The organism is Streptomyces sp. NPDC005374 (genome assembly GCF_042872225.1).
In the GTDB taxonomy this organism is placed as follows: Bacteria; Actinomycetota; Actinomycetes; order Streptomycetales; family Streptomycetaceae; genus Streptomyces.
This window is the reverse complement of record NZ_JBIAKA010000004.1, coordinates 339086-363316: the sequence shown is the minus strand read 5'-3', so window position 1 is coordinate 363316 and position 24231 is coordinate 339086. Positions and strand designations below refer to the sequence as shown.

General features: G+C 71.7%; 24 protein-coding genes and 5 tRNA genes. 11 read left to right on the top strand and 18 right to left on the bottom strand.

The window, feature by feature from the left end; genetic code table 11:
- The first annotated feature begins 106 nt into the window (after nucleotides 1-106).
- On the top strand, nucleotides 107-520 hold the full coding sequence (locus ACFYRX_RS12910) for an SsgA family sporulation/cell division regulator (RefSeq protein ID WP_004002642.1): 414 nt from the start codon (nucleotides 107-109) through the stop codon (nucleotides 518-520).
- Nucleotides 521-1275: 755 nt separating this feature from the next.
- Entirely contained in the window at nucleotides 1276-1836 is a 561-nt protein-coding gene (locus ACFYRX_RS12905) for a CGNR zinc finger domain-containing protein (RefSeq protein WP_389098808.1), read from the top strand.
- Between the two features lie 63 nt (nucleotides 1837-1899).
- On the opposite strand, the gene ACFYRX_RS12900 is transcribed toward ACFYRX_RS12905, so the two are convergent.
- The gene (locus tag ACFYRX_RS12900; RefSeq protein WP_389098806.1) at nucleotides 1900-2052 is read right to left on the bottom strand and encodes a hypothetical protein; all 153 of its coding nucleotides are present in this window, start codon (nucleotides 2050-2052) and stop codon (nucleotides 1900-1902) included.
- Between the two features lie 156 nt (nucleotides 2053-2208).
- Nucleotides 2209-2658 carry a hypothetical protein gene (locus ACFYRX_RS12895; RefSeq protein WP_389099096.1) on the bottom strand — a complete coding sequence of 150 codons (450 nt, stop codon included), beginning with the start codon at nucleotides 2656-2658 and terminating at the stop codon, nucleotides 2209-2211.
- 224 nt (nucleotides 2659-2882) lie between these two features.
- Here ACFYRX_RS12895 and ACFYRX_RS12890 point away from each other — a divergent pair, with 224 nt between their 5' ends.
- Complete coding sequence (locus tag ACFYRX_RS12890; RefSeq protein WP_389098804.1) at nucleotides 2883-3404, top strand: DsbA family protein; 522 nt, start codon at nucleotides 2883-2885, stop codon at nucleotides 3402-3404.
- Between the two features lie 7 nt (nucleotides 3405-3411).
- On the opposite strand, the gene ACFYRX_RS12885 is transcribed toward ACFYRX_RS12890, so the two are convergent.
- The 3 genes from ACFYRX_RS12885 to ACFYRX_RS12875 are packed head-to-tail and all read right to left on the bottom strand — an operon-like array spanning nucleotide 3412 to nucleotide 6154.
- Nucleotides 3412-4239: a GNAT family N-acetyltransferase gene (locus tag ACFYRX_RS12885; RefSeq protein ID WP_389098802.1), complete on the bottom strand. Its 828-nt coding sequence runs from the start codon at nucleotides 4237-4239 to the stop codon at nucleotides 3412-3414.
- A gap of 50 nt (nucleotides 4240-4289) precedes the next feature.
- Nucleotides 4290-5111: an aminotransferase class IV gene (locus ACFYRX_RS12880; RefSeq protein WP_389098800.1), complete on the bottom strand. Its 822-nt coding sequence runs from the start codon at nucleotides 5109-5111 to the stop codon at nucleotides 4290-4292.
- Nucleotides 5108-6154 (bottom strand): chorismate-binding protein, encoded by a 1047-nt coding sequence (locus tag ACFYRX_RS12875; RefSeq protein WP_389098798.1) that lies wholly within the window; start codon nucleotides 6152-6154, stop codon nucleotides 5108-5110. The genes ACFYRX_RS12880 and ACFYRX_RS12875 overlap by 4 nt, the downstream gene beginning before the upstream one ends.
- A gap of 178 nt (nucleotides 6155-6332) precedes the next feature.
- Here ACFYRX_RS12875 and ACFYRX_RS12870 point away from each other — a divergent pair.
- From ACFYRX_RS12870 to ACFYRX_RS12850, 5 genes are all read left to right on the top strand, one after another.
- Nucleotides 6333-6405: transfer RNA gene (locus ACFYRX_RS12870), tRNA-Gly, on the top strand.
- A 40-nt stretch (nucleotides 6406-6445) separates the two neighbouring features.
- Nucleotides 6446-6519, top strand: a tRNA-Cys gene (locus ACFYRX_RS12865).
- A 1-nt stretch (nucleotide 6520) separates the two neighbouring features.
- Nucleotides 6521-6592: transfer RNA gene (locus ACFYRX_RS12860), tRNA-Val, on the top strand.
- A 34-nt stretch (nucleotides 6593-6626) separates the two neighbouring features.
- Nucleotides 6627-6698, top strand: a tRNA-Val gene (locus ACFYRX_RS12855).
- Nucleotides 6699-6730: 32 nt separating this feature from the next.
- Nucleotides 6731-6802, top strand: a tRNA-Val gene (locus ACFYRX_RS12850).
- Nucleotides 6803-6850: 48 nt separating this feature from the next.
- Here ACFYRX_RS12850 and ACFYRX_RS12845 read toward each other — a convergent pair.
- The 4 genes from ACFYRX_RS12845 to ACFYRX_RS12830 all read right to left on the bottom strand — a co-directional run bounded on the left by ACFYRX_RS12845 (nucleotide 6851) and on the right by ACFYRX_RS12830 (nucleotide 9203).
- On the bottom strand, nucleotides 6851-7162 hold the full coding sequence (locus ACFYRX_RS12845) for a zf-TFIIB domain-containing protein (protein WP_031054045.1): 312 nt from the start codon (nucleotides 7160-7162) through the stop codon (nucleotides 6851-6853).
- Between the two features lie 80 nt (nucleotides 7163-7242).
- Nucleotides 7243-8190 carry an aminoglycoside phosphotransferase family protein gene (locus tag ACFYRX_RS12840; RefSeq protein WP_389098796.1) on the bottom strand — a complete coding sequence of 316 codons (948 nt, stop codon included), beginning with the start codon at nucleotides 8188-8190 and terminating at the stop codon, nucleotides 7243-7245.
- A gap of 361 nt (nucleotides 8191-8551) precedes the next feature.
- Nucleotides 8552-8731, bottom strand: a complete 180-nt coding sequence (locus tag ACFYRX_RS12835; RefSeq protein WP_328745686.1) for a hypothetical protein — start codon at nucleotides 8729-8731, stop codon at nucleotides 8552-8554.
- A gap of 196 nt (nucleotides 8732-8927) precedes the next feature.
- A complete protein-coding gene (locus ACFYRX_RS12830) occupies nucleotides 8928-9203 on the bottom strand; it encodes a hypothetical protein (protein ID WP_362659879.1) in 276 nt (91 codons plus the stop codon).
- A 196-nt stretch (nucleotides 9204-9399) separates the two neighbouring features.
- Here ACFYRX_RS12830 and ACFYRX_RS12825 point away from each other — a divergent pair, with 196 nt between their 5' ends.
- Nucleotides 9400-10815: a protein kinase gene (locus ACFYRX_RS12825; protein WP_389098793.1), complete on the top strand. Its 1416-nt coding sequence runs from the start codon at nucleotides 9400-9402 to the stop codon at nucleotides 10813-10815.
- Between the two features lie 121 nt (nucleotides 10816-10936).
- On the opposite strand, the gene ACFYRX_RS12820 is transcribed toward ACFYRX_RS12825, so the two are convergent.
- The 9 genes from ACFYRX_RS12820 to ACFYRX_RS12780 form a co-directional block, all read right to left on the bottom strand.
- Complete coding sequence (locus ACFYRX_RS12820) at nucleotides 10937-11755, bottom strand: TrmH family RNA methyltransferase (protein WP_389098791.1); 819 nt, start codon at nucleotides 11753-11755, stop codon at nucleotides 10937-10939.
- Between the two features lie 64 nt (nucleotides 11756-11819).
- Entirely contained in the window at nucleotides 11820-13061 is a 1242-nt protein-coding gene (gene cobA / locus ACFYRX_RS12815) for a uroporphyrinogen-III C-methyltransferase (RefSeq protein WP_389098790.1), read from the bottom strand.
- Nucleotides 13062-13239: 178 nt separating this feature from the next.
- Nucleotides 13240-17280, bottom strand: coding sequence for a nicotinate-nucleotide--dimethylbenzimidazole phosphoribosyltransferase (cobT, locus tag ACFYRX_RS12810; RefSeq protein ID WP_389098788.1), 4041 nt, complete (start codon nucleotides 17278-17280; stop codon nucleotides 13240-13242).
- 366 nt (nucleotides 17281-17646) lie between these two features.
- Nucleotides 17647-18858 (bottom strand): precorrin-6y C5,15-methyltransferase (decarboxylating) subunit CbiE, encoded by a 1212-nt coding sequence (gene cbiE, locus ACFYRX_RS12805; protein ID WP_389098786.1) that lies wholly within the window; start codon nucleotides 18856-18858, stop codon nucleotides 17647-17649.
- Nucleotides 18859-18953: 95 nt separating this feature from the next.
- Nucleotides 18954-19592: a GNAT family N-acetyltransferase gene (locus ACFYRX_RS12800; protein ID WP_389098784.1), complete on the bottom strand. Its 639-nt coding sequence runs from the start codon at nucleotides 19590-19592 to the stop codon at nucleotides 18954-18956.
- 154 nt (nucleotides 19593-19746) lie between these two features.
- Entirely contained in the window at nucleotides 19747-20571 is an 825-nt protein-coding gene (locus ACFYRX_RS12795; RefSeq protein WP_389098782.1) for a MetQ/NlpA family ABC transporter substrate-binding protein, read from the bottom strand.
- A gap of 67 nt (nucleotides 20572-20638) precedes the next feature.
- Nucleotides 20639-21364, bottom strand: a complete 726-nt coding sequence (locus tag ACFYRX_RS12790; protein ID WP_389098780.1) for a methionine ABC transporter permease — start codon at nucleotides 21362-21364, stop codon at nucleotides 20639-20641.
- Nucleotides 21361-22392, bottom strand: a complete 1032-nt coding sequence (locus ACFYRX_RS12785; RefSeq protein WP_389098778.1) for a methionine ABC transporter ATP-binding protein — start codon at nucleotides 22390-22392, stop codon at nucleotides 21361-21363. The genes ACFYRX_RS12790 and ACFYRX_RS12785 overlap by 4 nt, the downstream gene beginning before the upstream one ends.
- Nucleotides 22393-22712: 320 nt before the next feature.
- Complete coding sequence (locus tag ACFYRX_RS12780; protein ID WP_389098776.1) at nucleotides 22713-23363, bottom strand: HAD family hydrolase; 651 nt, start codon at nucleotides 23361-23363, stop codon at nucleotides 22713-22715.
- Nucleotides 23364-23432: 69 nt separating this feature from the next.
- On the opposite strand from ACFYRX_RS12780, the gene ACFYRX_RS12775 reads away from it, so the two are divergent.
- A complete protein-coding gene (locus tag ACFYRX_RS12775; RefSeq protein WP_389098774.1) occupies nucleotides 23433-23792 on the top strand; it encodes a hypothetical protein in 360 nt (119 codons plus the stop codon).
- The gene (locus ACFYRX_RS12770; RefSeq protein WP_389098772.1) at nucleotides 23773-24198 is read left to right on the top strand and encodes a hypothetical protein; all 426 of its coding nucleotides are present in this window, start codon (nucleotides 23773-23775) and stop codon (nucleotides 24196-24198) included. The genes ACFYRX_RS12775 and ACFYRX_RS12770 overlap by 20 nt, the downstream gene beginning before the upstream one ends.
- Nucleotides 24199-24231: the final 33 nt, after the last annotated feature.

Below are 24231 nucleotides of genomic sequence, written 5' to 3'. Positions count from 1 at the left end.
GCACGCAAAACACTCAGAGGGGTTTACAACGGCACCGTAGGTGGCATGTCGATTTCGCCGACGTGCGAATCCCCGAGCGCACACTGAGCGAAAGGCCCTGGCGCTTATGAACACCACGGTCAGCTGCGAGCTGCACCTGCGCCTCGTTGTGTCGAGCGAGTCCTCCCTGCCTGTCCCCGCAGGCCTGCGGTACGACACGGCCGACCCCTACGCCGTGCACGCCACCTTCCACACCGGAGCCGAGGAGACCGTCGAGTGGGTGTTCGCCCGCGACCTCCTCGCGGAGGGCCTCCACCGGCCCACCGGAACCGGCGACGTCCGAGTCTGGCCGTCGCGCAGTCACGGTCAGGGCGTCGTGTGCATCGCCCTGAGCTCCCCTGAGGGCGAGGCGTTGCTCGAGGCCCCGGCGCGGGCCCTGGAGTCCTTCCTGAAGCGGACGGACGCCGCCGTGCCACCGGGCACCGAGCACCGCCACTTCGATCTGGATCAGGAGCTCTCGCACATCCTGGCGGAAAGCTAGGCGCGAGACCGCACAGAGCCGCCCGGCGCCGTCCACTCGGGGAGACGGCTCGGGCTCGTACAACCGAATATGGATCGACAGGTGCCGTGGCTGCGGAGCGCTCCGCAGCCACGGCACCTGTCGTGCGTCCGGCGGAGGCCGCCGCCGCTCCTGTCCATCCGAGCGCCCCCGGCCGGGGCGCATGCCTCGTACGACAGCAGCCGCCGGCCGCATCCCACAGGGGACCCGCTGGGCCGGCGCCGACGGCCCCATACCGCCAGGGGCCACTGCCCGTCCCGCGAGGCGCCACTGACCTCGCACCTGGGCGTCCCGTCGGCGGTATCCCGCCACGGACCGATGGCCGCGCCCCGGCCCGGCAGCACTCGACCCGACCGGGATCCTCGGCCCCATCCGCCTGTGGCGACCGCTCTCGTCCGCGCCGGACTGCCGACCGCATCCGCCGAGCGCAACTGGCCTCCTGCCCGCCAAGCACCGATCGCCGCGCCCCCGACCCCGGCACCACAGCCCTCGACCCAGCCCACCGGCCGCACCAGCAGGGCACCGCTCTCGTCCGCGCCGGACTGCCGACCGCATCCGCCGAGCGCGACTGGCCTCCTGCCCGCCGAGCGCCGATCGCCGCGGCCCGACCGGCCAGGGCTGATGGCCTCGTCCCGTCCGGTCGGTCGGGGACGGAGCCATCGTCGCGGTGTCGTGAGCCACTACCATCGGCCAGCATCGGCGGGCGTCCGCCCGACCCCCAGTCCAGGGAGCGAATCGTGCTGATCACCCACGACACCCGGTGTGCCCTCGACGCCGTGGTCGATCTGGTGAACACCGCACCGGAGGACGACGCGGCGACAGACGCACTGCAGGATGTCGCGGCGCTCGAGGATTTCGTGCGAAACCACGAGATCAGTGATGTCGGGGCGCTGTCGGAGTTCGACCTGGCGGCCGTGCGCAGGATCCGCGGCCGGTTCGCCTCGGTCTTCGCCGCCCCGGACCCCCGGGCCGCCGCGGCCCTGATCAACGACCTGGTCGCTGCCGCAGGCACCACTCCCCAACTCACGGACCACGACGGCTACGACTGGCACGTGCACTATTTCGCGCCGGGTGCCTCCGTAGCCGATCACCTGGCCGCCGACTGCGGCATGGCACTGGCCTTCTTCGTGGTGGCCGGCGAACAGGAGCGGCTGCGGCGCTGCGAGGCGCCCGACTGCCGACGGGCCTTCGTCGACCTCTCCCGCAACCGCTCGCGGCGCTACTGCGACAGCCGTACCTGCGGGAACCGTCTGCATGTGGCGGCGTACCGGGCGCGACGCAAGGAAGCCGCGGGCTGATGCACGGGGCCAAGGGGGGCGACGTGATCCCCGACGGGTGACGCCGGGGACCACGGGTACGGCTCAGAGCAGCAGCAGGTCGTGCAGCGCAGCCATGAGCAGCAGACTCCCGATCACCGCAAGAAAGATCATCAGCGGTGGCTGGGAAAGGGCGAAAAGGCATCCACGCGGCTCATCCTGCGGCGGCGCGGTGTCGCTCTGTTCCGTGTCCAGCATCTCGCGGTGATGATGGCGCAGTCGGCACCCTCGACGCGATCAACACGCCCGGAATGAGCGGGAGTTCGCTAAATTCCGTGATGTCCGTTTCGGATTCTGATCGCTTACGGACGAGCTCGGATCCGACTGCGAACGTTTCAGTCCGTCATGCGACCGTCATATGCCGTGCTTCTTGAGGATGGCCTCGATGTCGCTGAAGTCCTCCGCGGCGGATCCGGTGCCGGCGGTCTTGCCCGCGGGGCGGGCCGCCGGGGCGCGGACGGCCGGGCCGAGAGAGGGTGCAGAGGCCGCCGGTGCCACCGCCTCCTGCTGGGCACCACGGGCCGCCTTGCGCTCCTTGCGGGTGCCGCCGCGACGGCGCTCCACCGCGCGCGTGGTCGAGAACAGCACCCACGACAGGCCGAGGACCCCGAAGCCCGCCCACGCGGTCGGGCTGAGCGCGGTGTCCGCGAGCCAGTCGACGACGCCGGTCATCACCAGGCCCAGCGGAACGAGGGAGTAGGCGGCGATCCGGGTCGCCGCGAGGAAACGCTTTCGGTACGCCGTGACCGCCGCGATACCCAGGCCGGCCGCGGCGACGGCGGAACAGACGGTCTCGGCAATCATCCGGTCCTCCATGCGGGGCTCGATCGGCCAGGTGGCCACTTCGTCCCTATCCATCCTGCACCTCCCGACCCCCACCGGGCCATGCTCCGGCAGGACATCAGGGACATCTCCGGGTCGCCTCCTCCGGAGGTGCCGGTCGCGAGGCTGCCGGGGACCAGGGGTGCCACGCCGGGCCCGGCCGCGGGTGGTGCCGTCGAGCGGGTCGGAGCTGGGAGACTGGGGGCATGAACGACCCCTCCCCCGTGCGTCCCTCCGTCCCCGTCCTCGAGGTCTGGTGCGAGTTGCAGTGCCCGGACTGCCGTGGCGCTCTGGACGATGTCCGTGCCCTCCGCGCCCGTTACGGCGACCGTCTGGAACTGCGGCTGCGGCACTTCCCCCTGGAGAAGCACAAGCACTCCTTCGCCGCCGCCCAGGCCGCCGAGGAGGCGCTGGAGCAGGGGAAGGCCTGGGAGTACGTCGAGGCCGTGCTGGGGCGGGTCGAGGAGCTGGACCGCGGGGGCGAACCCTTCCTGGTCGAGGTCGCCCGTGAACTGGGCCTGGATGCCGAGGAGTTCGACACCGCCCTGATCGACGGCCGGCACATCCTGATCGTGGACGCCAACCAGGCCGAGGGCAAGGCGATCGGCGTCACGGGCACGCCGACGTACGTCATCGACGGTGAGCGCCTCGACGGCGGCAAGAGCCAGGACGGGCTGCGGGAGCGGATCGAGGAGATCACGGACCGACTGCTCGCCGGGCAGGAGTGAACCCGCCTCAGAGCAGGCTCTTGTACATCGAGTAACCGACGTTCGTGTAGCCGAGCGACTCGTACAGCCGCTCGGCGGGGGTGTTTCCCGCGAAGACGTTGAGGCCCAGCACCCGTCTCCCGGAGGCGATCGCCTGGGCCTCGGCCAGCAGCATCAGGGAACGGCCGTGTCCGTGGCCCCGGAGGGCCTCGTCGGTCTCGACGTCGTAGACGAACGCCTTGTCACCGAGGAACTCCACCCACAGGACCCCGGCCCGGACGCCGTCGTGCTCCAGCACGCTGAACAGTGCGTGCTCGGTGTCGAGGCCGCGTTCCACCAGCAGTTCGTAGTCCTTCCTCGACCTTGCCGCGGCCTCGTCCTCCGGCACCCCGCGTTCGCTCCAGTCCCGGGCGTATTCCGTGATGCCGCGCTCCGCCCACGGCCCGAACTCGACCTCCGTCATGGGCCTGGCGCGGCTTCCCACGGGCAGTGGGGGCGGGGTGTCGCCGAGCCGCTTCTCCATACCGCGGTTGCGATGGACGTATCCGAGCATGGTGGCGAGGCGCAGCCCGGGTTCGGCGTCGGCCGGGACCCTGATCTCCACCTGCTTGCACCCCCAGCCGCGCGCCACCTCCTCGGCGGCGAGCGCGGCGACCGTGCCCCGGCCGCGTCTGCGGTCCGGCTCCTCGATCCGCAGGTCCCGGATCTGGGCGACGGCAGCCCCGAAGGACGGGTGGGTCGCGAGATGTGTCGCTCCGACGGGGCGGCTGTTCACGCACACCGTGTAGTGGCGGGACAGTGCCCCGTCGGCGCCGCGCTGAAGCGGCTCGGTCGGCCGCAGAGTGGTGGTCATCAACGGAGTTCTACCCGCTGTCGCACGCCGGGGCAGCCCAATATCCCGGGGCTTTACGGATCGAGGTCGTCCCCGGCCCGCTCGTCGAAGATCCGCATGGCCTTGGCGGTCACCGGGCCCGGTGCGCCCGACAGTTCACGTGCGTCGACCCGGTGTACCGCCTGGACGTCCCGCAGGGTCGAGGTGAGGAAGATCTCGTCGGCCCGGTCCAGGACGTCGAGCGGCAGGTCGCTCTCCCGGGCCCCGGTCCATTCGACGGTCAACGCGCGCGTGATGCCCGCCAGGCAGCCGGAGGCGATCGGCGGGGTGTGGATCTCGCCGTCGAGGACGACGAAGACGTTCGACCCGGTCCCCTCGCACAACTGCCCGACCGTGTTGGCGAACAGGGCCTCGGAGGCGCCCTGCGCACGCGCGCGTGCGAGAGCGACGACGTTCTCGGCGTACGAGGTGGTCTTGAGGCCGGTGAGGGCCCCGCGCTCGTTCCGCGTCCACGGGACCGTGATCACGGCCGTGAAGTCGGGGCGGTGGGCGGACTCGCCGAGGGCGACCACCAGGGTCGGCCCGTGCTCGCCCCGGTCCGAACCGAGCGGCCCGTGGCCGCCGGTGCAGGTGATGCGCAGACGCCCCAGCGGCATCGGATTCGCTTCGAGTACGGCGGCACAGGCGCGGCGGACCTCGTCGTGATCGGGGTCGGGCAGTCCGAGCCCCCGCGCCGACAGGGTGAGCCGGTCGAGATGCCGGGTGAGCGCGAAGGGCCGGCCCTCCACCGCCTTCACGGTCTCGAAGATGCCGTCGCCCACGGTCAGCCCGTGGTCGAAGACGGAGACGCGAGCGGTCTCACTGTCCTGGAGCCCGCCGTCGAGCCAGATCTTCACGGTTGCAGTCCCTCTCCGCCGACCTCGTACGTGCCCGACGCTACCGCGAGCAGCCGGGCCGCCTTCAGTTCGGTCTCCCGCCACTCCCCCTCGGGGTCGGAGCCCCAGGTGATCCCGGCGCCGGTGCCGAAGCGCAGCACGCCTTCGGCGCGGTCGAACCAGAAGGTCCGGATACCGACGGCCAGCTCTCCGCTCCCCCGGTCGGCATCGACCCAGCCGACCCCACCGCAGTACGGCCCGCGCGGCGCGGTCTCCAGGGCGTCGATGATGCGCAGGGCGCTGGACTTGGGCGCACCGGTGACCGAGCCGGGCGGGAAGGCGGCGTCCAGTAGTTCGGCCCAGCCGGCGTCCTCGCGCAGCTCGCCGCGGACGGTCGAGACGAGGTGGACGAGACCGGGGTGCTTCTCGACGGCGCACAGGTCGGGGACGGTGACGCTGCCGGGGGCACACACGCGTCCCAGGTCGTTGCGGACCAGGTCCACGATCATCACGTTCTCGGCGTAGTCCTTGGCCAGCAGGTCGTCCTCGGTCCGCCCGGTCCCCTTGATGGGCCCCGACTCCACCACCCGTCCCTGCCGGCGCAGGAACAGTTCGGGCGACGCGGTGGCGATCTCCACCCCGTGTCCGGGCAGCCGAATCGTTCCTGCGTACGGCGCCGGGTTGCCGCGGGCCAGCAGCGCGGTCAGCGCGTCCACGTCGGCGCCGGGCGGGAGGGGAGCGGTCAGGACGCGGCAGAGGTTGGCCTGATAGACCTCGCCGGTGGCGATGTGCGCACGAATCCGTCGTACGCCCTCCATGTACGCGCCGCGGTCCAGCGACGACGTCCAGTCGCCGGTCGCCGGGCCCCGCCACGCTCCGGGCCGCGGCACGGGCACCGGCTCCTGACGTACGTCGGCGAAGCGCGCGCAGGTCACACCGCCCTCGAAGTCCGCGGCGACGGCCCAGAAGCCGGTGGAGTCCAGGGCCGCGGGATCACTGGTGACATCGAGGAGACCGGTGGCGAGGCGGTCGCCGAAACGGGCGAGAGGAGCGAGGTCGGGCACGTCGCCGAGTCTATGGCGGGTGTCCTGCGGGTGACCTGGCCGTGTCCTTCAAGGCGCCCTGACCACGTACGTCGGCATACGCACCGCAGCACGCTGCGCAAACGCGTTTTTGTGCTGGCCCCGGAATCCGCTAGAGTTCAACTCGTCGCCGGGCCGCGAGAGCGGTACGAAACGACACGCGGACGTAGCTCAGTTGGTAGAGCGCAACCTTGCCAAGGTTGAGGTCGCCAGTTCGAACCTGGTCGTCCGCTCGTAGGAAGCAGGGGGATCTTCCCGAACCCCCTCACTCCTGGTGGAGTGGCCGAGAGGCGAGGCAACGGCCTGCAAAGCCGTCTACACGGGTTCAAATCCCGTCTCCACCTCCAAGGACGATTAGCTCAGCGGGAGAGCGCTTCCCTGACACGGAAGAGGTCACTGGTTCAATCCCAGTATCGTCCACTGGATCTTCGAGAGTTCATCGAGGGTCTGACCCGCGCGATTAGCTCAGCGGGAGAGCGCTTCCCTGACACGGAAGAGGTCACTGGTTCAATCCCAGTATCGCGCACGCAGTACTCACGATCCCGATCGTGGTTTCCCGCGCGATTAGCTCAGCGGGAGAGCGCTTCCCTGACACGGAAGAGGTCACTGGTTCAATCCCAGTATCGCGCACACTTCGAAGCCCCCGGCCCTTTGGCCGGGGGCTTCCTCGTTGCCCGGTCAGCTGGAGAACAGCATGTGGCCGAAGCCGCGGTTGCGGTGGTGTCCGCCGTGATGACCACCGTGGCCGCCGTAGTGGCCGCCTCCGTGCTGCGGCGCGCCCCAGGCTGGTGCGCCGGGCGCGGCAGGGTACTGCGGAGCGGCCGGCGGCGGCGGGACGACGGGGCCGCCGCCGTACTGGCCCTCCAGTCGGGTCAGCGCCTCCAGCTCGCCGTAGTCGAGAAAGATCCCGCGGCAGCCGCTGCACTGCTCGATCTGGACACCGTTGCGGTTGTACGTGTGCATCGGTGCGTGACACTTCGGACACTGCATCGTCGGCTCAACTCCTCGCCCGTTGGTACTGCTTCGTGTTACGCCAGGACAGACTCCGTCCGCCCCTGGTCGGTTGCACCCTACTTCGCGAAACCGCCCGCCAACTGCGGCGGGGCGGAACCCATTCGGTCACAGGCGTCCACCACCGCCTGCTCCACATCGTCCAGCGGACGGTCCGCCTCGGTCGCCTTGGCGACGGCCCGGGCCGCGGTCTGCACGGTGAGCGCGCGTGCGGGGACGTCCAGGGCGGGCCAGGGGTCACCGTCGGGGGGTACCGCCGGGCCGGCGGCCGCTCGGTAGGCGCCGAGAAAGCGGGCCCAGTCGTCCGGCGGCAGCAGACCGCAGGCGTACCAGGCAGCGGGGCGGGCCAGGTCCCAGGCGGGTTCTCCCACGCCGAGGTCGTCGACGTCGATCAGGCGCCAGGCGCCGTCCGGGGCGGGGTGGCGGACGAGCTGGCCGAGATGGAGGTCGCCGTGGCAGAGGGTCGCCGTGTCGGTCATGGGGGTCTCGGCGCGGGCCCATCCCGGGAGAGTGGACCAGGCCCGGAGGACGGGGACGACGGCGGGGTTGTGCCGGTGCCGGGTGGCCGCGAGGAGACGGGCGACGGCGAGGGCCGCCTTGACGGGGCCCCGCATGGGCGGCAGGTCCGGCGGCGCGGGGGTGCGGTGGAGGTGGGCGAGGAGGGTGGCGGCGGGCTCCCAGGGGGCCTCGTCCGGGTTGTCCGGGTTCACGGGACTGCCGTAGGGCCAGAACGTGACGAGTCTGCCGTGCAGGTCGACGGGGGTCTCGCCGAGCGGGGGCAGGAGGATGCCGGGGAGTTGGGCGGCGGCGGTGAGGCGGGGGGTCAGGTCGGTGGGGGTGGTGTCGGGGGCGTGCGCCTTGGCGACGGTGTCGGCGTGCCGGACGACCGTGGCGTCGGGGCGGTCGGCGAGGGTCACCGCTCCGCAGGGGCAGGCCGAGGAGGTGCGGGAGTGAGCCTCGGTTCTTGCTCTGAGGGTGAGCTCGGTGAGCAGGGGGTGGGTGGTCACGGGGCTCCCTGGGCGTGCGGTGGCTGCTTGCGCAGGGTATGCGGGTTCGGCGGCCGGTTGTCGGGTGCGGGTCCGGTGGGGGCTGATCGCACAGTTCCCCGCACCCCTGGGGAGTCGCAGGTGATGACGGCCAGGATGGACTGCTGGTCACGCACGGCGGAAGGGCACCCGCCCCAACCGCGACAGCCTGGGCACGCTGCACGGTCGCCGAAGGGCCCTCGCTCAGCCCTGAGGGCAAAGCAATGCCGGCGCAGCTCCCCAGCTGCGCCGGCATTTTGCCGTCCGCCGCACCCCCGTCCCCACGGGGTTTCATGGGTGGATGTCCCCGCCCGGACCGCTCTTCCGGGCCTGGGGTCGCCGCTCAGCGCCCCAGCATCACTCCCACGGACGACGCCTGTGTGGCCACTGTCTCCCAGCCGTCGAAGACGACGAGGAGCAGGACCGCCAGGGGAAGGGCCATGAGCGTCGCCACCAGTGGGTGGCGACGGCCCTGACGGCGCTTTCGCGTACGAACCAGAGTCCGCGGTGCCGTGTAGGCCATGGTCCCTCTCCTGACCGTGTCGGTTGTCTTGGCAGCGGCGGGTGTCTGACCTCGGGGGACGAGTGCTGCACCCGCCGCTTGACCTCAAATCTAGGCTTCACGGGCTCTGCGCACGTCATGCCCTCGTACCGATTCCCGGGCCTCCCCGAGGATGAGCCATGACCGGCGAAGTACTCCCGTGGGTGGAGACGAGGACCTAGGTCTCCGGGTCTTCCCTGAGGGGTCGCCCGGTCTGCCCCGTTTTCTCCGAACTGTCCTCACGCGGGACCGGCTGTTCGACCAGTGCCAGCACCCGGGTCGCCATGAAACGGGCCGTTCGCACCACGGATCCGTTTCGCGTGACTTCGCTCACTTCCACGACACCTCGGCGTACCGCCGTCTCCACCCGGCGGCCCGCCCTGCTCGCCACCACCTCGTACGTGCGCGTCGTGTCCCCTGCGTCCACGACTATCTCCACGCGATCACCCTTCACGGGTTCAATCCCCCTTCTGCGACGGGTGGTTGGGATCACAGTCGACCCGAAATCGCCCTGTCCGCCGACCCCCTGACCACCTCTCAAGTCTCCCACCCGGCACTGACAATCCATCGGGACGAGAGGGCGCGGCCTCTGCGCGCGGCGGGCCGTGGAAACGTAAGCTGTCGCTCGTCACACGGACCGGGCAGCGGGGATGAACATGGCGATGATGCGCCTGAGGCGCGAGGACCCGCGCGTCGTCGGCTCGTTCAGGCTTCACAGACGGCTCGGCGCGGGCGGGATGGGCGTCGTCTACCTGGGCTCCGACCGCAAGGGCCAACGGGTCGCGCTGAAGGTCATCCGACCCGATCTCGCGGAGGACCAGGAGTTCCGGTCGCGCTTCGCGCGCGAGGTCTCGGCCGCGCGGCGGATCCGCGGCGGCTGCACCGCCCGGCTCGTCGCGGCCGACCTGGAGGCGGACCGTCCGTGGTTCGCCACCCAGTACGTGCCGGGGCCCTCCCTTCACGACAAGGTCGCCGACGAGGGTTCGTTGGGCGCTGCCGAGGTCGCCGGCATCGGCGCCGCCCTCTCGGAGGGGCTCGTCGCCGTGCACGAGGCCGGGGTGGTGCACCGCGACCTCAAGCCGTCCAACATCCTCCTGTCCCCCAAGGGGCCGCGGATCATCGACTTCGGCATCGCCTGGGCCACCGGGGCCTCGACCCTCACCCACGTCGGCACCGCCGTCGGCTCCCCCGGCTTCCTCGCGCCCGAGCAGGTGCGCGGCGCCGCGGTGACACCGGCCACGGACGTGTTCTCCCTCGGTGCGACCCTGGCGTACGCGTCGATGGGCGACTCGCCCTTCGGGCACGGCAGTTCCGAGGTGATGCTGTACCGCGTGGTGCACGAGGAGGCGCAACTGCACGGCGTGCCCGACGCGGTGGCCCCCCTCATCCGCGCCTGTCTGGCGAAGGACCCGGAGGAGCGGCCGAGCACGCTCCAACTGTCGTTGCGGCTCAAGGAGATCGCGGCCCGCGAGGCGCAGGGGCTTCCTGATCTGCGTCCGCCCGGGCCGCGCGCCGCCGAGGCGGACCGGCCCACCGGACGCATCGCGGACGCCTATCCCGACCGGGCTCCGCAGCGGCGCCCGCAGGGGCAGCAGCCCGGCCCGACCAGTTCTCCGGGGGCTGCTCCGACACGGGGTTCCGGACAGACCCGGGGCCAGGGTCCCGCGCGCGGCGGGGTTCCGTCACGTGGCAGCGCCCCGCGCGGCAACGGCGTGCCGTCCTCCCGTCCCGGCTCCCGGTCCATGCCCGGTGCCTCACGGGACACGAGCCGCTCCGGCAGCGGAAGCCGTCCCGCGCCGCGCAGCGGTACCGGACGCCCCACGTCCAGGAACACCAAGACCGGACTGCGCCCGGCGAACCCCCGCCTGCTGCGCCAGCGGCTGTTCGTGTTCGTCGTCGTGACCCTGCTCGTGGCACTCGGAATCGCCGCGGCCCAGGGCTGCCAGGGGCCCGCGCGGGGACTCGGCGACGACAGCGGAGTCGTACGCGAACAACGGCAGGGGCAGGTGCACGCGTCGCCGGATCACGTGCTGCCGCAGCGGTCGACCGGCAACAGTGCCGGCTGAACGCTGCGCGGCGGTGTCGCCGTAGCGGATCGCACCACACGCGCGTGGGAGGGCGCTACCGGCGTCGCAGAGCGCACCGTCCCGGCGGAGACGCGGCCCCCGATCGCGGACGACGGCGGGGTCAGGCCTGTGGGCGCCCCGTGGCCACCGCGTAGAAGGCGACCGCCGCGGCCGCGCCCACGTTGAGGGAGTCGACGCCATGGGCCATCGGGATGCGGACCCATTCGTCGGCGGCGACCAGGGCCTGGGTGGTCAGGCCGTCGCCCTCGGCGCCGAGCATCAGCGCCACCCGGTCCATCTTGTGCGGCGCGGCCTCGTCGAGGGTCCTGGCCTTGGCGTCCGGAGTGAGGGCGAGGAGGGTGAAACCGGCCTCGCGGACCGACTCCAGGCCCTTGGGCCAGGTGTCGAGACGGGCGTAGGGCACGGAGAAGACCGCGCCCATGGAGACCTTGACGCTGCGGCGGTACAGCGGGTCGGCGCAGTCCGGGGAGAGCAGGACCGCGTCCATGCCCAGGGCCGCCGCGGAGCGGAAGATCGCGCCGATGTTGGTGTGGTCGTTGACGGACTCCATGACCACCACCCGACGCGCGGTCTGGAGCAGCTCGGCCGCCGTGGGCAGCGGCTTGCGCTGCATGGAGGCGAGGGCGCCGCGGTGCACGTGATACCCGGTCACCTGTTCGGCGAGTTCCGGACTGACCGCGTACACCGGGGCCGGGAGTTCGTCGATGACGTCACGCATGACGTCGACCCACTTGGCGGACAGCAGCATGGAACGCATCTCGTACCCGGCGTCCTTCGCCCGCCGGATGACCTTCTCGCCCTCGGCGATGAAGAGGCCCTCGGCGGGTTCGCGTTTGCGGCGCAGTTCGACGTCGGTCAGGCCCGTGTAGTCGCGCAGGCGCGGGTCGTCGGGGTCATCGACGGTGATGAGATCGGCCACAGGGTGATACTGCCTTGTCCTGGGAGCGGTGCCAACGGCTGGGAACGAACTGTGTTACCCCGGGTTACCCCAGGGGTGCCGACGCCGGTGCTCCCACGGCGACGACCTCGCCGACGACGATGACGGCCGGGGGCTTCACCTCCTGGGCGACGACCACCTCGCCGACCGTCGCCAGGGTGGCGTCGACCCGGCGCTGGGCGGCCGTCGTGCCCTCCTGGACCAGCGCGACCGGGGTGTCGGGCGACTTGCCGTGGGCCATCAGGGTCTCGGCGATCCGGCCGATCTTGTCGACGCCCATGAGGATGACGAGCGTGCCGGTGAGTTTGGCGAGCGAGGGCCAGTCGACCAGGGAGCGTTCGTCGTCAGGGGCGACATGGCCGCTGACCACGGTGAACTCGTGTGCGACCCCGCGGTGGGTGACCGGGATGCCGGCCGCTCCCGGTACCGAGATCGAGCTGGAGATGCCGGGGACGACGGTGCAGGGGATGCCGGCTTCGGCGAGAGCGTGCAGTTCCTCCATGCCGCGGCCGAAGACGTAGGGGTCCCCGCCCTTCAGCCGTACCACCGACTTGCCCTGCTTGGCGTGCTCGATCAGGGCGTTGTTGATGGCCTCCTGGGCCATGAAACGGCCGTAGGGGATCTTCGCCGCGTCGATCACCTCGACGTGCGGCGGGAGCTCGGCGAGCAGGTCCCGGGGGCCGAGCCGGTCGGCGATGACGACGTCGGCCTCGGCCAGGAGGCGGCGGCCGCGGACCGTGATCAGGTCGGGGTCGCCGGGGCCGCCGCCGACAAGGGCGACGCCGGGGGTGCGGGTGCGGTGGTGGGGGGCGACAAGAGTGCCGTCGCGGAGGCCCTCGACCACCGCGTCACGGATGGCCGCGGTGTGGCGGGGGTCGCGGCCCTTCGCGTTCGTCGTGAGGACGGCGACCGTGACGCCCTCGCTGTGGCCCGTCGCGGGGGTCCAGGCGGTGGCCGCGTCGGCGTCGTCGGAGCGGACGCACCACACGCGGTGCCGCTCGGCTTCGGCGGAGGCCCTGGTGTTCGCCTCCGTGTCGCCGGTGGCGATGAGGGCGTACCAGGCGTCTTCGAGGTCGCCCTCCTCGTACGGGCGCCGGTGCCAGGTGATCTCGCCCGCGTCCGCCATCGCCTCCACGGAGGGGGTGGCCCCGGGGGACACGAGGAGGACGTTCGCGCCTGCCGCGATCAGGGCCGGGAGGCGGCGCTGGGCCACCTGGCCGCCGCCGAGGACGACGACCTTGCGGCCGGTGAGGCGGAGGCCTACGGGGTAGGCGGGGTTCTCGGCCATGAGGGGCGGCTCCTCCGGGTGTTCGTGCAGTGGCCCTGACGTGCGGATTTTACGGGGCGGGCGGCGAGGTCGGCGCGGGGGTCCGGTGGCTGGGCCTCTCGCCGGAAGGGAATGCGCGGGCCCGGACCCACGTGCCGGGGGGACTCGGGGACAGTCCCCCGAGTCCCCCCGGCAGCGCCTACTTCTCGGTGACCCCCGCGGAGTCGAAGGTCGCCACCTCGTGCATCGCCCTCGCCGTGCTCTGCACCAGGGGCAGGGCCAGCAGTGCGCCGGTGCCCTCGCCCAGGCGCAGGTCGAGGTCGACCAGCGGACGCAGTCCGAGCTTGTTCAGGGCGGCCACGTGGCCCGGTTCGGCGCTGCGGTGGCCCGCGATGCAGGCCGCGAGGACCTCCGGGGCGATCGCCCGGGCGACGAGGGCGGCGGCACCCGCGCTGACGCCGTCCAGGATGACCGGGGTGCGCAGGGAGGCCCCGCCGAGCAACAGGCCCACCATCGCCGCGTGTTCGAAGCCGCCGATCGCCGCCAGCACGCCGATCGGGTCGGCGGGGTCCGGCTGGTGGACCTCGATCGCGCGGCGGACCACCTCGGTCTTGCGGGCCAGGGTCTCGTCGTTGATGCCGGTGCCGCGGCCGGTGACCTCGGCGGGGTCGGTGTCGGTGAAGACGGAGATCAGGGCGGCGGACGCGGTGGTGTTCGCGATGCCCATCTCGCCGGTGAGGAGGGCCTTGTTGCCGGCGGCGACCAGGTCGCGGGCGGTCTCGATGCCCACCTCGATGGCCTGCTTGGCCTCCTCGCGGGTCATCGCGGGGCCGGTGGTCATGTCGGACGTACCGGCACGGATCTTTCGGGGCAACAGGCCGGGCGTGGCCGGGAGTTCGGCCGCGACGCCGACGTCCACCACGCACACCTCGGCGCCCACCTGGGCGGCGAAGGCGTTGCAAACGGCCCCGCCGCCGAGGAAGTTGGCCACCATCTGGGCCGTCACCTCCTGCGGCCACGGGGTGACACCCTGAGCGTGGACCCCGTGGTCACCGGCGAAGATCGCGACGGCCGCGGGCTCCGGGATGGGTGGCGGGCACTGCCGCGAAAGCCCGGACAGCTGGGCGGAGATGATCTCCAGCATGCCGAGCGCGCCGGCCGGCTTGGTCATCCGCTTCTGCCGCTCCCAGGCCTCGCCGAGCGCCTTGGCGTCCAGCGGGCGGATCTGGGCGACGGTCTCGCCGAGCAGGTCGTGCGGCTCCTCGCCGGGCAGGGCGCGGCGGCCGTACGTCTCCTCGTGCACGACCCACGACAGCGGGCGGCGCTTGGACCAGCCGGCCTGCATCAGTTCGGGCTCGTCCGGGAACTCGTCGACGTACCCGACGCACAGGTAGGCGATGACCTCCAGGTGCTCGGGCAGACCGAGCGCGCGCACCATCTCGCGCTCGTCGAAGAAGCTGACCCAGCCGACGCCGAGGCCCTCCGCGCGGGCGGCGAGCCACAGGTTCTCGACGGCGAGCGCGGCGGAGTACGGGGCCATCTGCGGCTGGGTGTGCCGGCCGAGGGTGTGGCGGCCGCCGCGGGTGGGGTCGGCGGTGACGACGATGTTGACCGGGGTGTCGAGGATGGCCTCGATCTTCAGTTCCTTGAACTGCTTCGCGCGGCCCTTGGGCAGCGACTTGGCGTACGCGTCGCGCTGGCGCTGGGCCAGTTCGTGCATCGCGCCGCGTGTCTCGGCGGAGCGGATGACGACGAAGTCCCAGGGCTGCGAGTGGCCGACGGAGGGCGCGGTGTGGGCGGCCTCCAGGACGCGGAGCAGCACCTCGTGCGGGATCGGGTCGCTGCGGAAGCCGTTGCGGATGTCGCGGCGCTCCCGCATGACCTTGAGGACGGCCTCGCGTTCGGCGTCGTCGTAGGCGGGCGCGGCGGGGCCCGTGGACGGTCGTGCTTCTGCCGCGGGGGCCGCGCTCACTTCTTCCGGCACTTCTTCCGTTACTTCCTGGTCTTCCTGATCGGCCGCCCGGGTGTCCAGGTCGTCCGCCTGCTGAACGAGTACGGGGTCGTCGTCGGCCTCGCGCGGGGCGGGGACCACCGGTTGCGCCTCGTCCACGGGGAGCGACAGAGGGTGGGGCGGAGTCGGCGCGAGCTGCGGGGTGGTCGGCACCGAGCCGTCCACGGCCACGAACTCGCCCAGGAGCCCGCCCGGTTGGGGCTCCAGAGGAGCGCCGGGGGGCAGGGCGCCCGGGGTCTCGTCGGCGCCGGGGGCCACGAACCAGGGCTGGGCGTCGGCGAGTTCGGCCGCGAACGGCGGCTGCGGCGCGGGCTGCGGACCCTGTGGCGCCAGGTCCGGGGCGGGGTGACCCACTGGAGCCTCCGCCAGGAGGGCCGCCGCCGGCTCCATCGGCCGTACGTCGGTGTCGGCGACGTCAGCGGCCTCGGCGATGTCGGCCACGTCCGCCGCGACCGGGTCCGGTGCGGGGGCTGCCTGCTCGGCGGGCAACGGCTGCGAACCTGCCTGCGGCTCGGGAACCTCGGTGACGGCCTCGACGGGTGCGGAGGCGTCCGTCGGCTGCGAGGGCTGCTCGGACTCGGTCGGGGCCTGGAGAACAACGGCCTCCGGGGCTTCCGGCGCGGATACCGCAGCGGCGACCTCGTCGGGGACCGGTTCGGTGTGCGGAGCTGCCAGGGCTTCCTGCGCCGGGGCTGCTTCGGGGAACGCGACAGCGTCCTGAGGGGCACCCGCCTCCGGGAAAACGGCCGGGACCTGAGGGACGAACCCCTCCGCGGGAACCGTCGCGTCCTGGGTGACGATCTCCTCGGGGGCGGCGGTCACGTCCTGTACCGCGACTGCTTCCGGCGCGGGGACGGGCTCGGGGGAAGCGAGGGTTCCGGACACCTGTCCGTCCACGGCCTCACCGCCGTCGAAGGTCTGCTCGGCGTCGAAGGTCTGCTCGGCGTCGAAGGCCTGCTCGGCGTCCGCGGTGTGACCGGCGTCGGCGACCTGGACCTCGTCGGCGACGCCCACGAACTCGGCAACGGGCTCGGCACCGTTCACGTCGACCGGCTGAGCGGACACCACGGCCTCGGGCTCGGGTCCGGTCTCCTCCGCGACCTCACCGGTCACGGGCTCGGGCGTCTCGGTGGCCGGTACGTCCTCGGTCACCGGCACGGCTTCCGCGGCCTCGCCCTGCTCGGCGCCTTGCACGGCGTTCGAGGTGTCGGCGTCAGGGCCGGTCTCCGGAGTCGGAGCCGCGCTGGGCACAGCTCCGTCGACCGGCACCTGCCCCGCGGCCGGATCGGCCTCGGCGACCGGAGCGGCCTCCGTGTACAGGTCGGCATCCAGCACCTGCACCGCGTCGGGTACGGAACCGTCCCCCGGTACCGGATCCGCTCCGGCAGTGGGCGCGGCGTCACCGATCGGGGCGACGTCGGCGATCGGGGCGACGTCGGCGAGAGAAGCCGCGTCCGCGTCCATGACCGTGTCCACCACCTGAACCGGTTCCGGCTCGAATCCGTCAGCCGGGAGCAGGCCCGGCTCCGCGACCGGATTCTGCGCGGGCTCCGTCTCGTACCCGGCGTCCGGGACGACGGCCGCGGGGGCCTCGGCAGGTGCCGCATGCCCGGCGGTCCCCGCCTCGAAGGCGAGCCGCGCCATCGTCGCCTGCGCCGCGCCCACCGGTTCCTGGGCCGGGACAACCGTTTCGGCAGCCGGGGCCGCCGGGTTCACCTGCGTCTGGACGGCGGCCTGGACCGGGGCGCCCCACGGGGCCGCGCCCTGCGGCTGCGGGGTGTCGAAGTACTCGGGGCCGGCCACGGCCGCGGCCGGCTGCCGTACCGGTACGCCCGCGGGGCCGCGGTCGGCGAGGGAGCGGACCGGGCTCGCGGAGGCGTCGGGGATCGGCGGGCCCAGGTGCAGGGGCCGACGGGGCGTGATGGGCGGGATCGGCACCGAGGGTGCCTGCGGCTGGGACGTGCGGACGGCGCTCAGATCATGCGCTCCGCTGTCGCGGCCGGACATCTCGTGCGGTCCCGGCTCGTGGACGGTCTCGACGACCGGCTCAGGCGCGGGCGGAGCGACCTCGTTGCCCCAAGGGCTCTGGGCGCCCGGCAGCAGCAACAGGTCTTCGTCCTCGGCGGTGGTCTCGGAGAGGTAGGTGTACGCACCCGGAACGCCCGGCTGCTCCACCATGCCTGCGTTCTCCGGCAGTCCCTCGGCCGGGACCTGGCCGGTGTCGGTCATGCGTACCCCTCGCCCATCGGTTAGTGCTTCCACGTCCAGCTCACCGGGGACGGCGCACCGACCGCCCCCGCAGTGAAGAACGAGCGTGCGTGCCCAGCGGCACGAACGGCCTGCCGAGAAAGACGACAAAGCCATTAACTGGCATTGTCCCGGCCGTTCCCCCGTCGCGACAGGTTGATCCGCGACGGTCCGCTGTGGACTGCGCCACGTTGCGCGTCCTCCGGTTCTGCCGTACCACACCCACCCCAAAACGGGCGCGCTTTCCGGACATTGGCGAACGAATGCCGGGCCACCCGGTGCGGTACAACGGTCGGCCAGCCTACCGCGCGCAGTACGACAACAGGATCACGGGGACCGCAAACCGGGTCAGGTCGTACGGTCCGGAAGGACCCCGCTGAGCAGGAACGCGACACTCCGTTCCGTCTCCGTCCAGGCCCGGGTGTCGAGTTCGACGGACTGGAGGAGGGAACACTCGACGCGGTAGCCGTGCTCGGTGAGGTCCCGGCCGACGAGTTCGGCCTCGTCACGGGTGGCCGCGTGGGCGACGATGCGCTGCGGACGCCGGTCGGCGACCGCGGAGACCACGGCCACTCCCCCGCCGCCGACGCGCACGACGTCCGGCTCGGGAAGGTTCTCCAGGACGTGCGGGGCGGTGCCGGGGACGATCTGGACCTGGAGTCCGAACGCGCGCGCGTTGGCCTCGGTGCGCTCGCAGGCCCGCAGATCGCGGTCGACGGCGATGACGGCGGCCCCGGCCCGGGCGGCCTCGGTGGCGAAGGCGCCGCTGCCGCAGCCGATGTCCCACACCAGGTCGCCGACGCGCGGGCCCAGCCTGGCGAGTTGGGCCGCTCGGAGCGGTTCCAGCTCACCTTCGCCCATGAGACCGCCGTAGGCCTCGGCGGGCAGGGTCCAGCCACGCGGAGCGGCGGCCGGGTCGCGGCCGGCGATCCAGCCGCCGTCCTCGGCCACGGAGGCGGTGCCGCCGATGACGATGACGAGGTTGGGGTCGCGCCAGGTGTGGTCGGCGGCCTTGTCGGAGGTGACGACGGTGAGCTGCTCGCGGTCGGTGCCCAGTTCCTCGCAGATGACGAAGGTGCGGTGGACGCCCTCCATCAGCAGGCCGAGTTCGGCGGGGCCTGCGCCGGGTGAGGTGAGGACGGCGACCTTGGTGTGGGCTCGGCATACGTTCACCGCGCGTCGCAGGGTGCGGCGGTGTGCGACGACCACTTGTGCGTCGTCCCAGGGCATGCCGGCGCGGGCGAAGGCGGCGGCGACCGAGGAGACACCCGGGACGACCTCGACCTCCAGGCCGAACTCGGGCGCGCGCAGGGTCCGTACGACGCCGAAGAACCCGGGGTCGCCGTCGGCGAGCACGACGGCGGTGCCCCGGTGGCCGGTGATGCGGCGCGCGGCGAGGGCGACGCTGCCGAGGCGGATGCGTTCGGCGGCGGGGGGCACCTCGGGGAGCGCGAGGTGGTGGGCGGCACCCGCCACCAGCGTGGCGGCGCCAAGGGCGGAACGTGCCGCGGCGGTCAGCGGCGAGCCGTCCCAGCCGATCACCGTGACCCGGTCGGCCATCGTGTCTCAGTCTCCAGGGGGTGTACGCGAGTGGTCGTCGGGAGGCTACCCGGTACGGCGGGGAAGCGCTTTCGCCGTCCGCCGTCGGTACGCGGTCAGTTCCAGTCCGAGTACGGCGTGAAACCGTCCGCGTCGGCCAGCTGCCCGCCCGCCCCGTCGAGGTCCTCGGGCAGCAGGCTCCACACGATGAAGTCGGTGCGGACGTCGCTCCAGGTGCCGTCCTCGGCTCGGACGTGCGCTATGCAGGCGTTGCGCAGGACGCCCTCGCTGATACAGCCGATCTTCTGGGCGACCTGCTGGGAGGCGGTGTTGTCGGCCGCCGTGCGCAGCTCGATCCGCTCGAACTTCTGGTCCGTGAAGAGCCATTGGGCGGTGGCGAGCGCGGCTTCGGAGGCGTAGCCCTCGCCGCGGGCCCAGGGGGCGACGATGTACGACAGCTCGGTGGAGCGGATGTGCCAGTCGGTCCTGCCGAGCTGGATGACACCCACCAGACGCTGGGTGAGGAACTCGGTGACGGCGAGACCGAGTCCGCGGCCGGCCTCCCGCTCGGTCGGCGCGTACTCCGTGATCCAGCCGCGCGCCCGGTCCTCGCTGAACGGCTGGGGGACATCGGTCCACGCCCCGACCTGCTCGTCGTTCATCATCTCGGCCAACGCGGGCACGTCGTCCTCGTCGAGGGCGCGCAGCACCAACCGCTCCGTGCTGATGGAGATGTTGGGGAAGGTGCCAGTCATGCGCCACTCCGTAACCGTCGGAAACCTTCAGTCCTGCGAACTGCCCAGCATGCAGCATGGCGGCGCGCGACGGGAGCACGGGGTCCACCCATGGTGAGCGAGTGGACCCCGTCCGTGGCGATACGCGGTTTACGCGCCGGTAACCCCGTGCCGCTCAGAAGGACGCGATGACGGAGCCGGCGTACGTGTCCTGGATGAACTTCTTGACCTCGGCGGAGGTGAGCAGCTTGGCCAGCTTCCGCACGCGCGGGTCGTCCTCGTTGCCGTCCTTGACGGCGAGGAAGTTGCCGTTCGGGTTGCCCTTGGCGGACTCCAGGACGAGGGCGTCCTCGGCGGGCTTGAGGTCGGCCTCGATGGCGTAGTTGCCGTTGACGACCGCGGCGTCGACGTCGTCCAGGGAGCGCGGGGTCTGGGGCGCCTCCAACTCCTTGAACTCGAGGTTCTTCGGGTTCTTCACGATGTCCGCGGGGGTCGCCTCGTTGCCCGCGCCGTCCTTGAGGGTGATGAGTCCGTTCGCGGCGAGCAGCTTGAGGGCACGCGCCTCGTTCACGCTGTCGTTGGGGACCGCGACGGTCGCGCCGCTCTTGAGGGCGTCGGCGCTCTTGACCTTGTGGGAGTAGAGGCCGAGCGGCTCCAGGTGGACCGTGACGACGGGCACGATGTGGGTGCCGTTCTTCTTGTTGTAGTCGTCGAGGTAGGGCTGGTTCTGGAAGTAGTTGGCGTCGACCGAGCCGTCCTCGGTGACCGGGTTCTGCGCCGTGTAGTCGCTGAACTCCTTGACCTCCAGGTCGAGTCCCGCCTTCTTCGCCAGGTTCTCCTTGACGAAGTTCAGGATCTCGGCGTGCGGGGTCGGACTCGCGGCGACGACCAGCGGTCCGCTGGTGTCGGAGGCGGCGTCGGAGGAACCGCAGCCGCTGAGCCCGAGGGTGAGGGCTCCGGCGGCGAGGACGGCAGTGGTGAGCTTTGCGGTGTTACGCACGAAAAGTGCCTTTCCTTTTGGGTGCAGCGATCCCGTGATGGGGTGCACGGGAAAATTCCGAGGCGCCTCAGACGGTCTTGGTGTCCGCCGTGGACGCCTTCAGCAGACGCAGCTTCGGCGCGGGGGCCGAGCGTCCGCTGCGGCTGTGCAGCGACCGGGCCGCGAAGTCGCCGGCGAACTGGATGAGCGAGATGACGACGGCGAGGATCGCGACGGTGACCCACATCAGCTGGGTCTCGAAGCGCTGGTAGCCGTAGCGGATGGCGACGTCGCCGAGGCCGCCTGCGCCGACCGTGCCGGCCATCGCGGAGTAGCCGATGAGGGCGACGATCGTGGTGGTGGTGCCGGCGATCAGCGAGGGCAGGGACTCCGGGACGAGGACCTTGCGGACGATGGTCCAGGTGTTGCCGCCCATCGACTGCACGGCCTCGACGAGCCCGCCGTCCACTTCGCGGACAGCCGTCTCGACAAGCCGCGCGAAGAACGGGATCGCCCCGATCGCGAGCGGCACGATGGCGGCCTCGCGGCCGATGGTCGTCCCGGTGATCGAGCGGGTGAAGCCCATCAGCGCGACCATCAGGATGATGAACGGCATCGAGCGGGCGACGTTCACGACCTGCCCGATGACCTTGTTCGCGACGACGTTCTGGAGGAGGCCGCCCCGGTCGGTGAGGACGAGAAGGACTCCGAGCGGGAGGCCGCCCACGACGGCGATGAGCGTGGCCCAGCCGACCATGTAGAGGGTGTCCCAACACGCCTGCTCCAGCAGGGGCTGCATTTCGGACCAGGTCACTTGGCACCTTCCTTCACCGGCTGGGACTCACCGACGATGTCGATCTGCAGCCCCTGCTCACGCAGGAAGCCGACGGGTACGACGTTGTCCTCGTAGCGGCCGGGCAGTTCGAGGCGCATCCGGCCGACCTGGAGGCCGCCGACGGTGTCGATGGCGGCACCGAGGATCGATATGTCGATGTTGTAGGTGCGTGACAGCTGGGAGATGACGGGCTGGGTGGCCGCCTCGCCCTGGAAGGTGACGTCGAGGACGGTCCGGTCCTCGCCGGTGGCCTCGCCGCCGACGGGGAAGAGGGCGGAGGCCAGCTCCGAGCCGGGGGTGGCCAGCAGTTCGCTGACCGTGCCGGACTCGACGACGCGCCCGTTCTCCATCAGGGCGGCCGAGTCGCAGATCGACTTCACGACGCCCATCTCGTGGGTGATGAGCAGGACGGTGAGGCCGAGTTGCCGGTTCAGGTCGCGCAGCAGCTGGAGGATCGAGCGGGTGGTCTCCGGGTCGAGGGCACTGGTGGCCTCGTCGGACAGCAGGACCTTGGGGTCTCCCGCCAGGGCGCGCGCGATGCCGACGCGCTGCTTCTGGCCGCCGGAGAGCTGGGCCGGGTAGGCGTTCGCCTTGTCGGCGAGCCCGACGAGGTCCAGCAGTTCGAGCGCCTTGCGCGAGCGCTCCCTGCCGGACCTGCCGAGGATTTCGAGCGGCAGCTCGACGTTGTCCTGGACGGTCCGGGTGGACAGCAGGTTGAAGTGCTGGAAGACCATGCCGATCCGGCTGCGCGCCTGCCGCAGCTCCCGGCCGGCGCGCGGACCGCGACCCGCGAGGGCGGTGAGGTCCTGTCCGGCGACGGTCACCGTGCCGGCGGTGGGGCGCTCCAGCAGGTTGACGCAGCGGATGAGCGAGGACTTGCCGGCGCCGGACTGGCCGATGACGCCGTACACCTCGCCTTCGCGGACGTGGAGATCGACGCCGTCGAGGGCGGTGATCTCGCGACCGCGTGAGCGGTAGACCTTGGTCAGGCCTGAGGTCGTGATCACAGGGGTTTCCGTCACAGTCGAGTACGCGGGCGTGGGTGTGCCCTGGTACGGGAGGAAGATCGTGCGCGGGCTGTCGGTCACGTACGGCGTTGATGGGCGTACGGACATGCCACAGCGGCTCGCTTCGGGGCGCGAGGCTCAGGGGTGGTGCGGGGGCCCTCTAACAGGCGCGCATTCGACACGTACAACGAGCACCGGGCGTCATGGTCGCCTCGGTCGCAAGGATGCGGCAGCTCGTCGTGGTCATGCGATCAGTAAAGCAGACGTATGGAACCGACCAAGAACCCGCTGTCCGTATGACGGACAGCGGTGGACAGGTGTCAGCCCCGGACGGAGATCTCCACGTTCCCGGCGGTGACCAGCGCCGACAGGGCGGAGAGGTCCTCGACCACGAGGTCGGCGTCGAGCTCGTGCGCCTGGTGGGTTGTGGTCAACGCCACGGTGATCATCCCGGCGGCGCGGCCGGCGCGCAGGCCCGCGGGAGCGTCCTCGAAGACGACACAGCGGGCCGGGTCGACGCCGAGTTCGCGGGCGGCGAGCAGATAGGGCTCGGGGTCGGGCTTGCCGCGCGTGACGTCGTCGGCGGCGACCAGCGTCTTGGGGAGGATGCCGACCGCTTCGAGGCGGGCCTCGGCGAGACGGCGGGTGGCGGAGGTGACGACGGCCCAGCGGTCGAAGGGCAGGGAGTCGAGGAAGTCCTTGGTCCCGGGGAGCAGTTGGACCCCGCCGTTGGGTACGTCCTCCACCTCCAGGCGCTCGATCCGCGCGACGGCCTCGGGTACGACGTCGGCGGGCAGCAGGTCGGCGGCTATCGCCGCGGCCGTCCGGCCGTGCAGTTCGACCTGCGCGAACGCCTCCGCGGTGATGCCGTACTCCTCGGCCCAGCGCGTCCAGCAGCGGTGGACGGATTCGAGGGAGGAGACGAGGGTTCCGTCGTTGTCGAACAGAAGGGCTTCGGCGTGGATCTTCATGCCCTCGACCCTACGGTGCGAGACGGGGGCGGCCGCCTCAGGCCTTTTGGCCCGTAATAGGCTCGCCGCATGTTTGATGCCCTGACGCTGGTGACCGGCGTCGCCGCGCTGCTGCTGGCCGCCTGGTGCGGCTGGGCCGCGTACCGGGACCAGCCGACCAAGGACTGGCACTTCATCGGGATGGCCGCGGTGTCGGTGCTGGCCCTGGCGCAGCTGGTGGTCGGGATCGTGCAGCTCGCGCGGGGCGAGAAGCCGGAGCAGGGCACGACGATCTTCGTGGCGTATCTGCTGGGGGCGTTCGCGTGTGTGCCGGCGGCGGGGTTCATGTCGCTGGCGGAGCGGACGCGGTGGGGGTCGGTGACGGTCGCCGCCGGCGGGGTGGTGCTGGCCGTTCTGGAGGTGCGGCTCTATGACATCTGGGGAAGTTGACGTGAGCCGACGGTTGATCAGTGGGCCGGGGACACTGCTGGTGTGGCTGTACGGCGTGATGGTCGTAGGGGCCGTGTCGAGGTCGGTGTACCAGATCTCCACCGAGTTCGACCGGGCGCCGCTCGCGTATTCGCTGTCCGCGGTGGCGGGTGTCGTGTACGGGTTCATCACGTACACGCTGGTGCGGGGCGGAGAGACGGCTCGCAAAGTGGCGCTCGCGTGCTGCGGGGCTGAGCTGGTGGGGGTGCTGACCGTCGGCACGTGGACCCTGATCGAGCCGTCGGCGTTCCCGGATGCGACCGTGTGGTCGGACTTCGGGATGGGGTATCTGTTCATCCCTGTGCTGCTGCCGCTTTCCGCCATCTACTGGTTGCGAAAGGGTGCGCCTACGGGGGATGCCGCCTGAGGCCTGTCGGCGGCATCCGGCCGTATGTGGCTG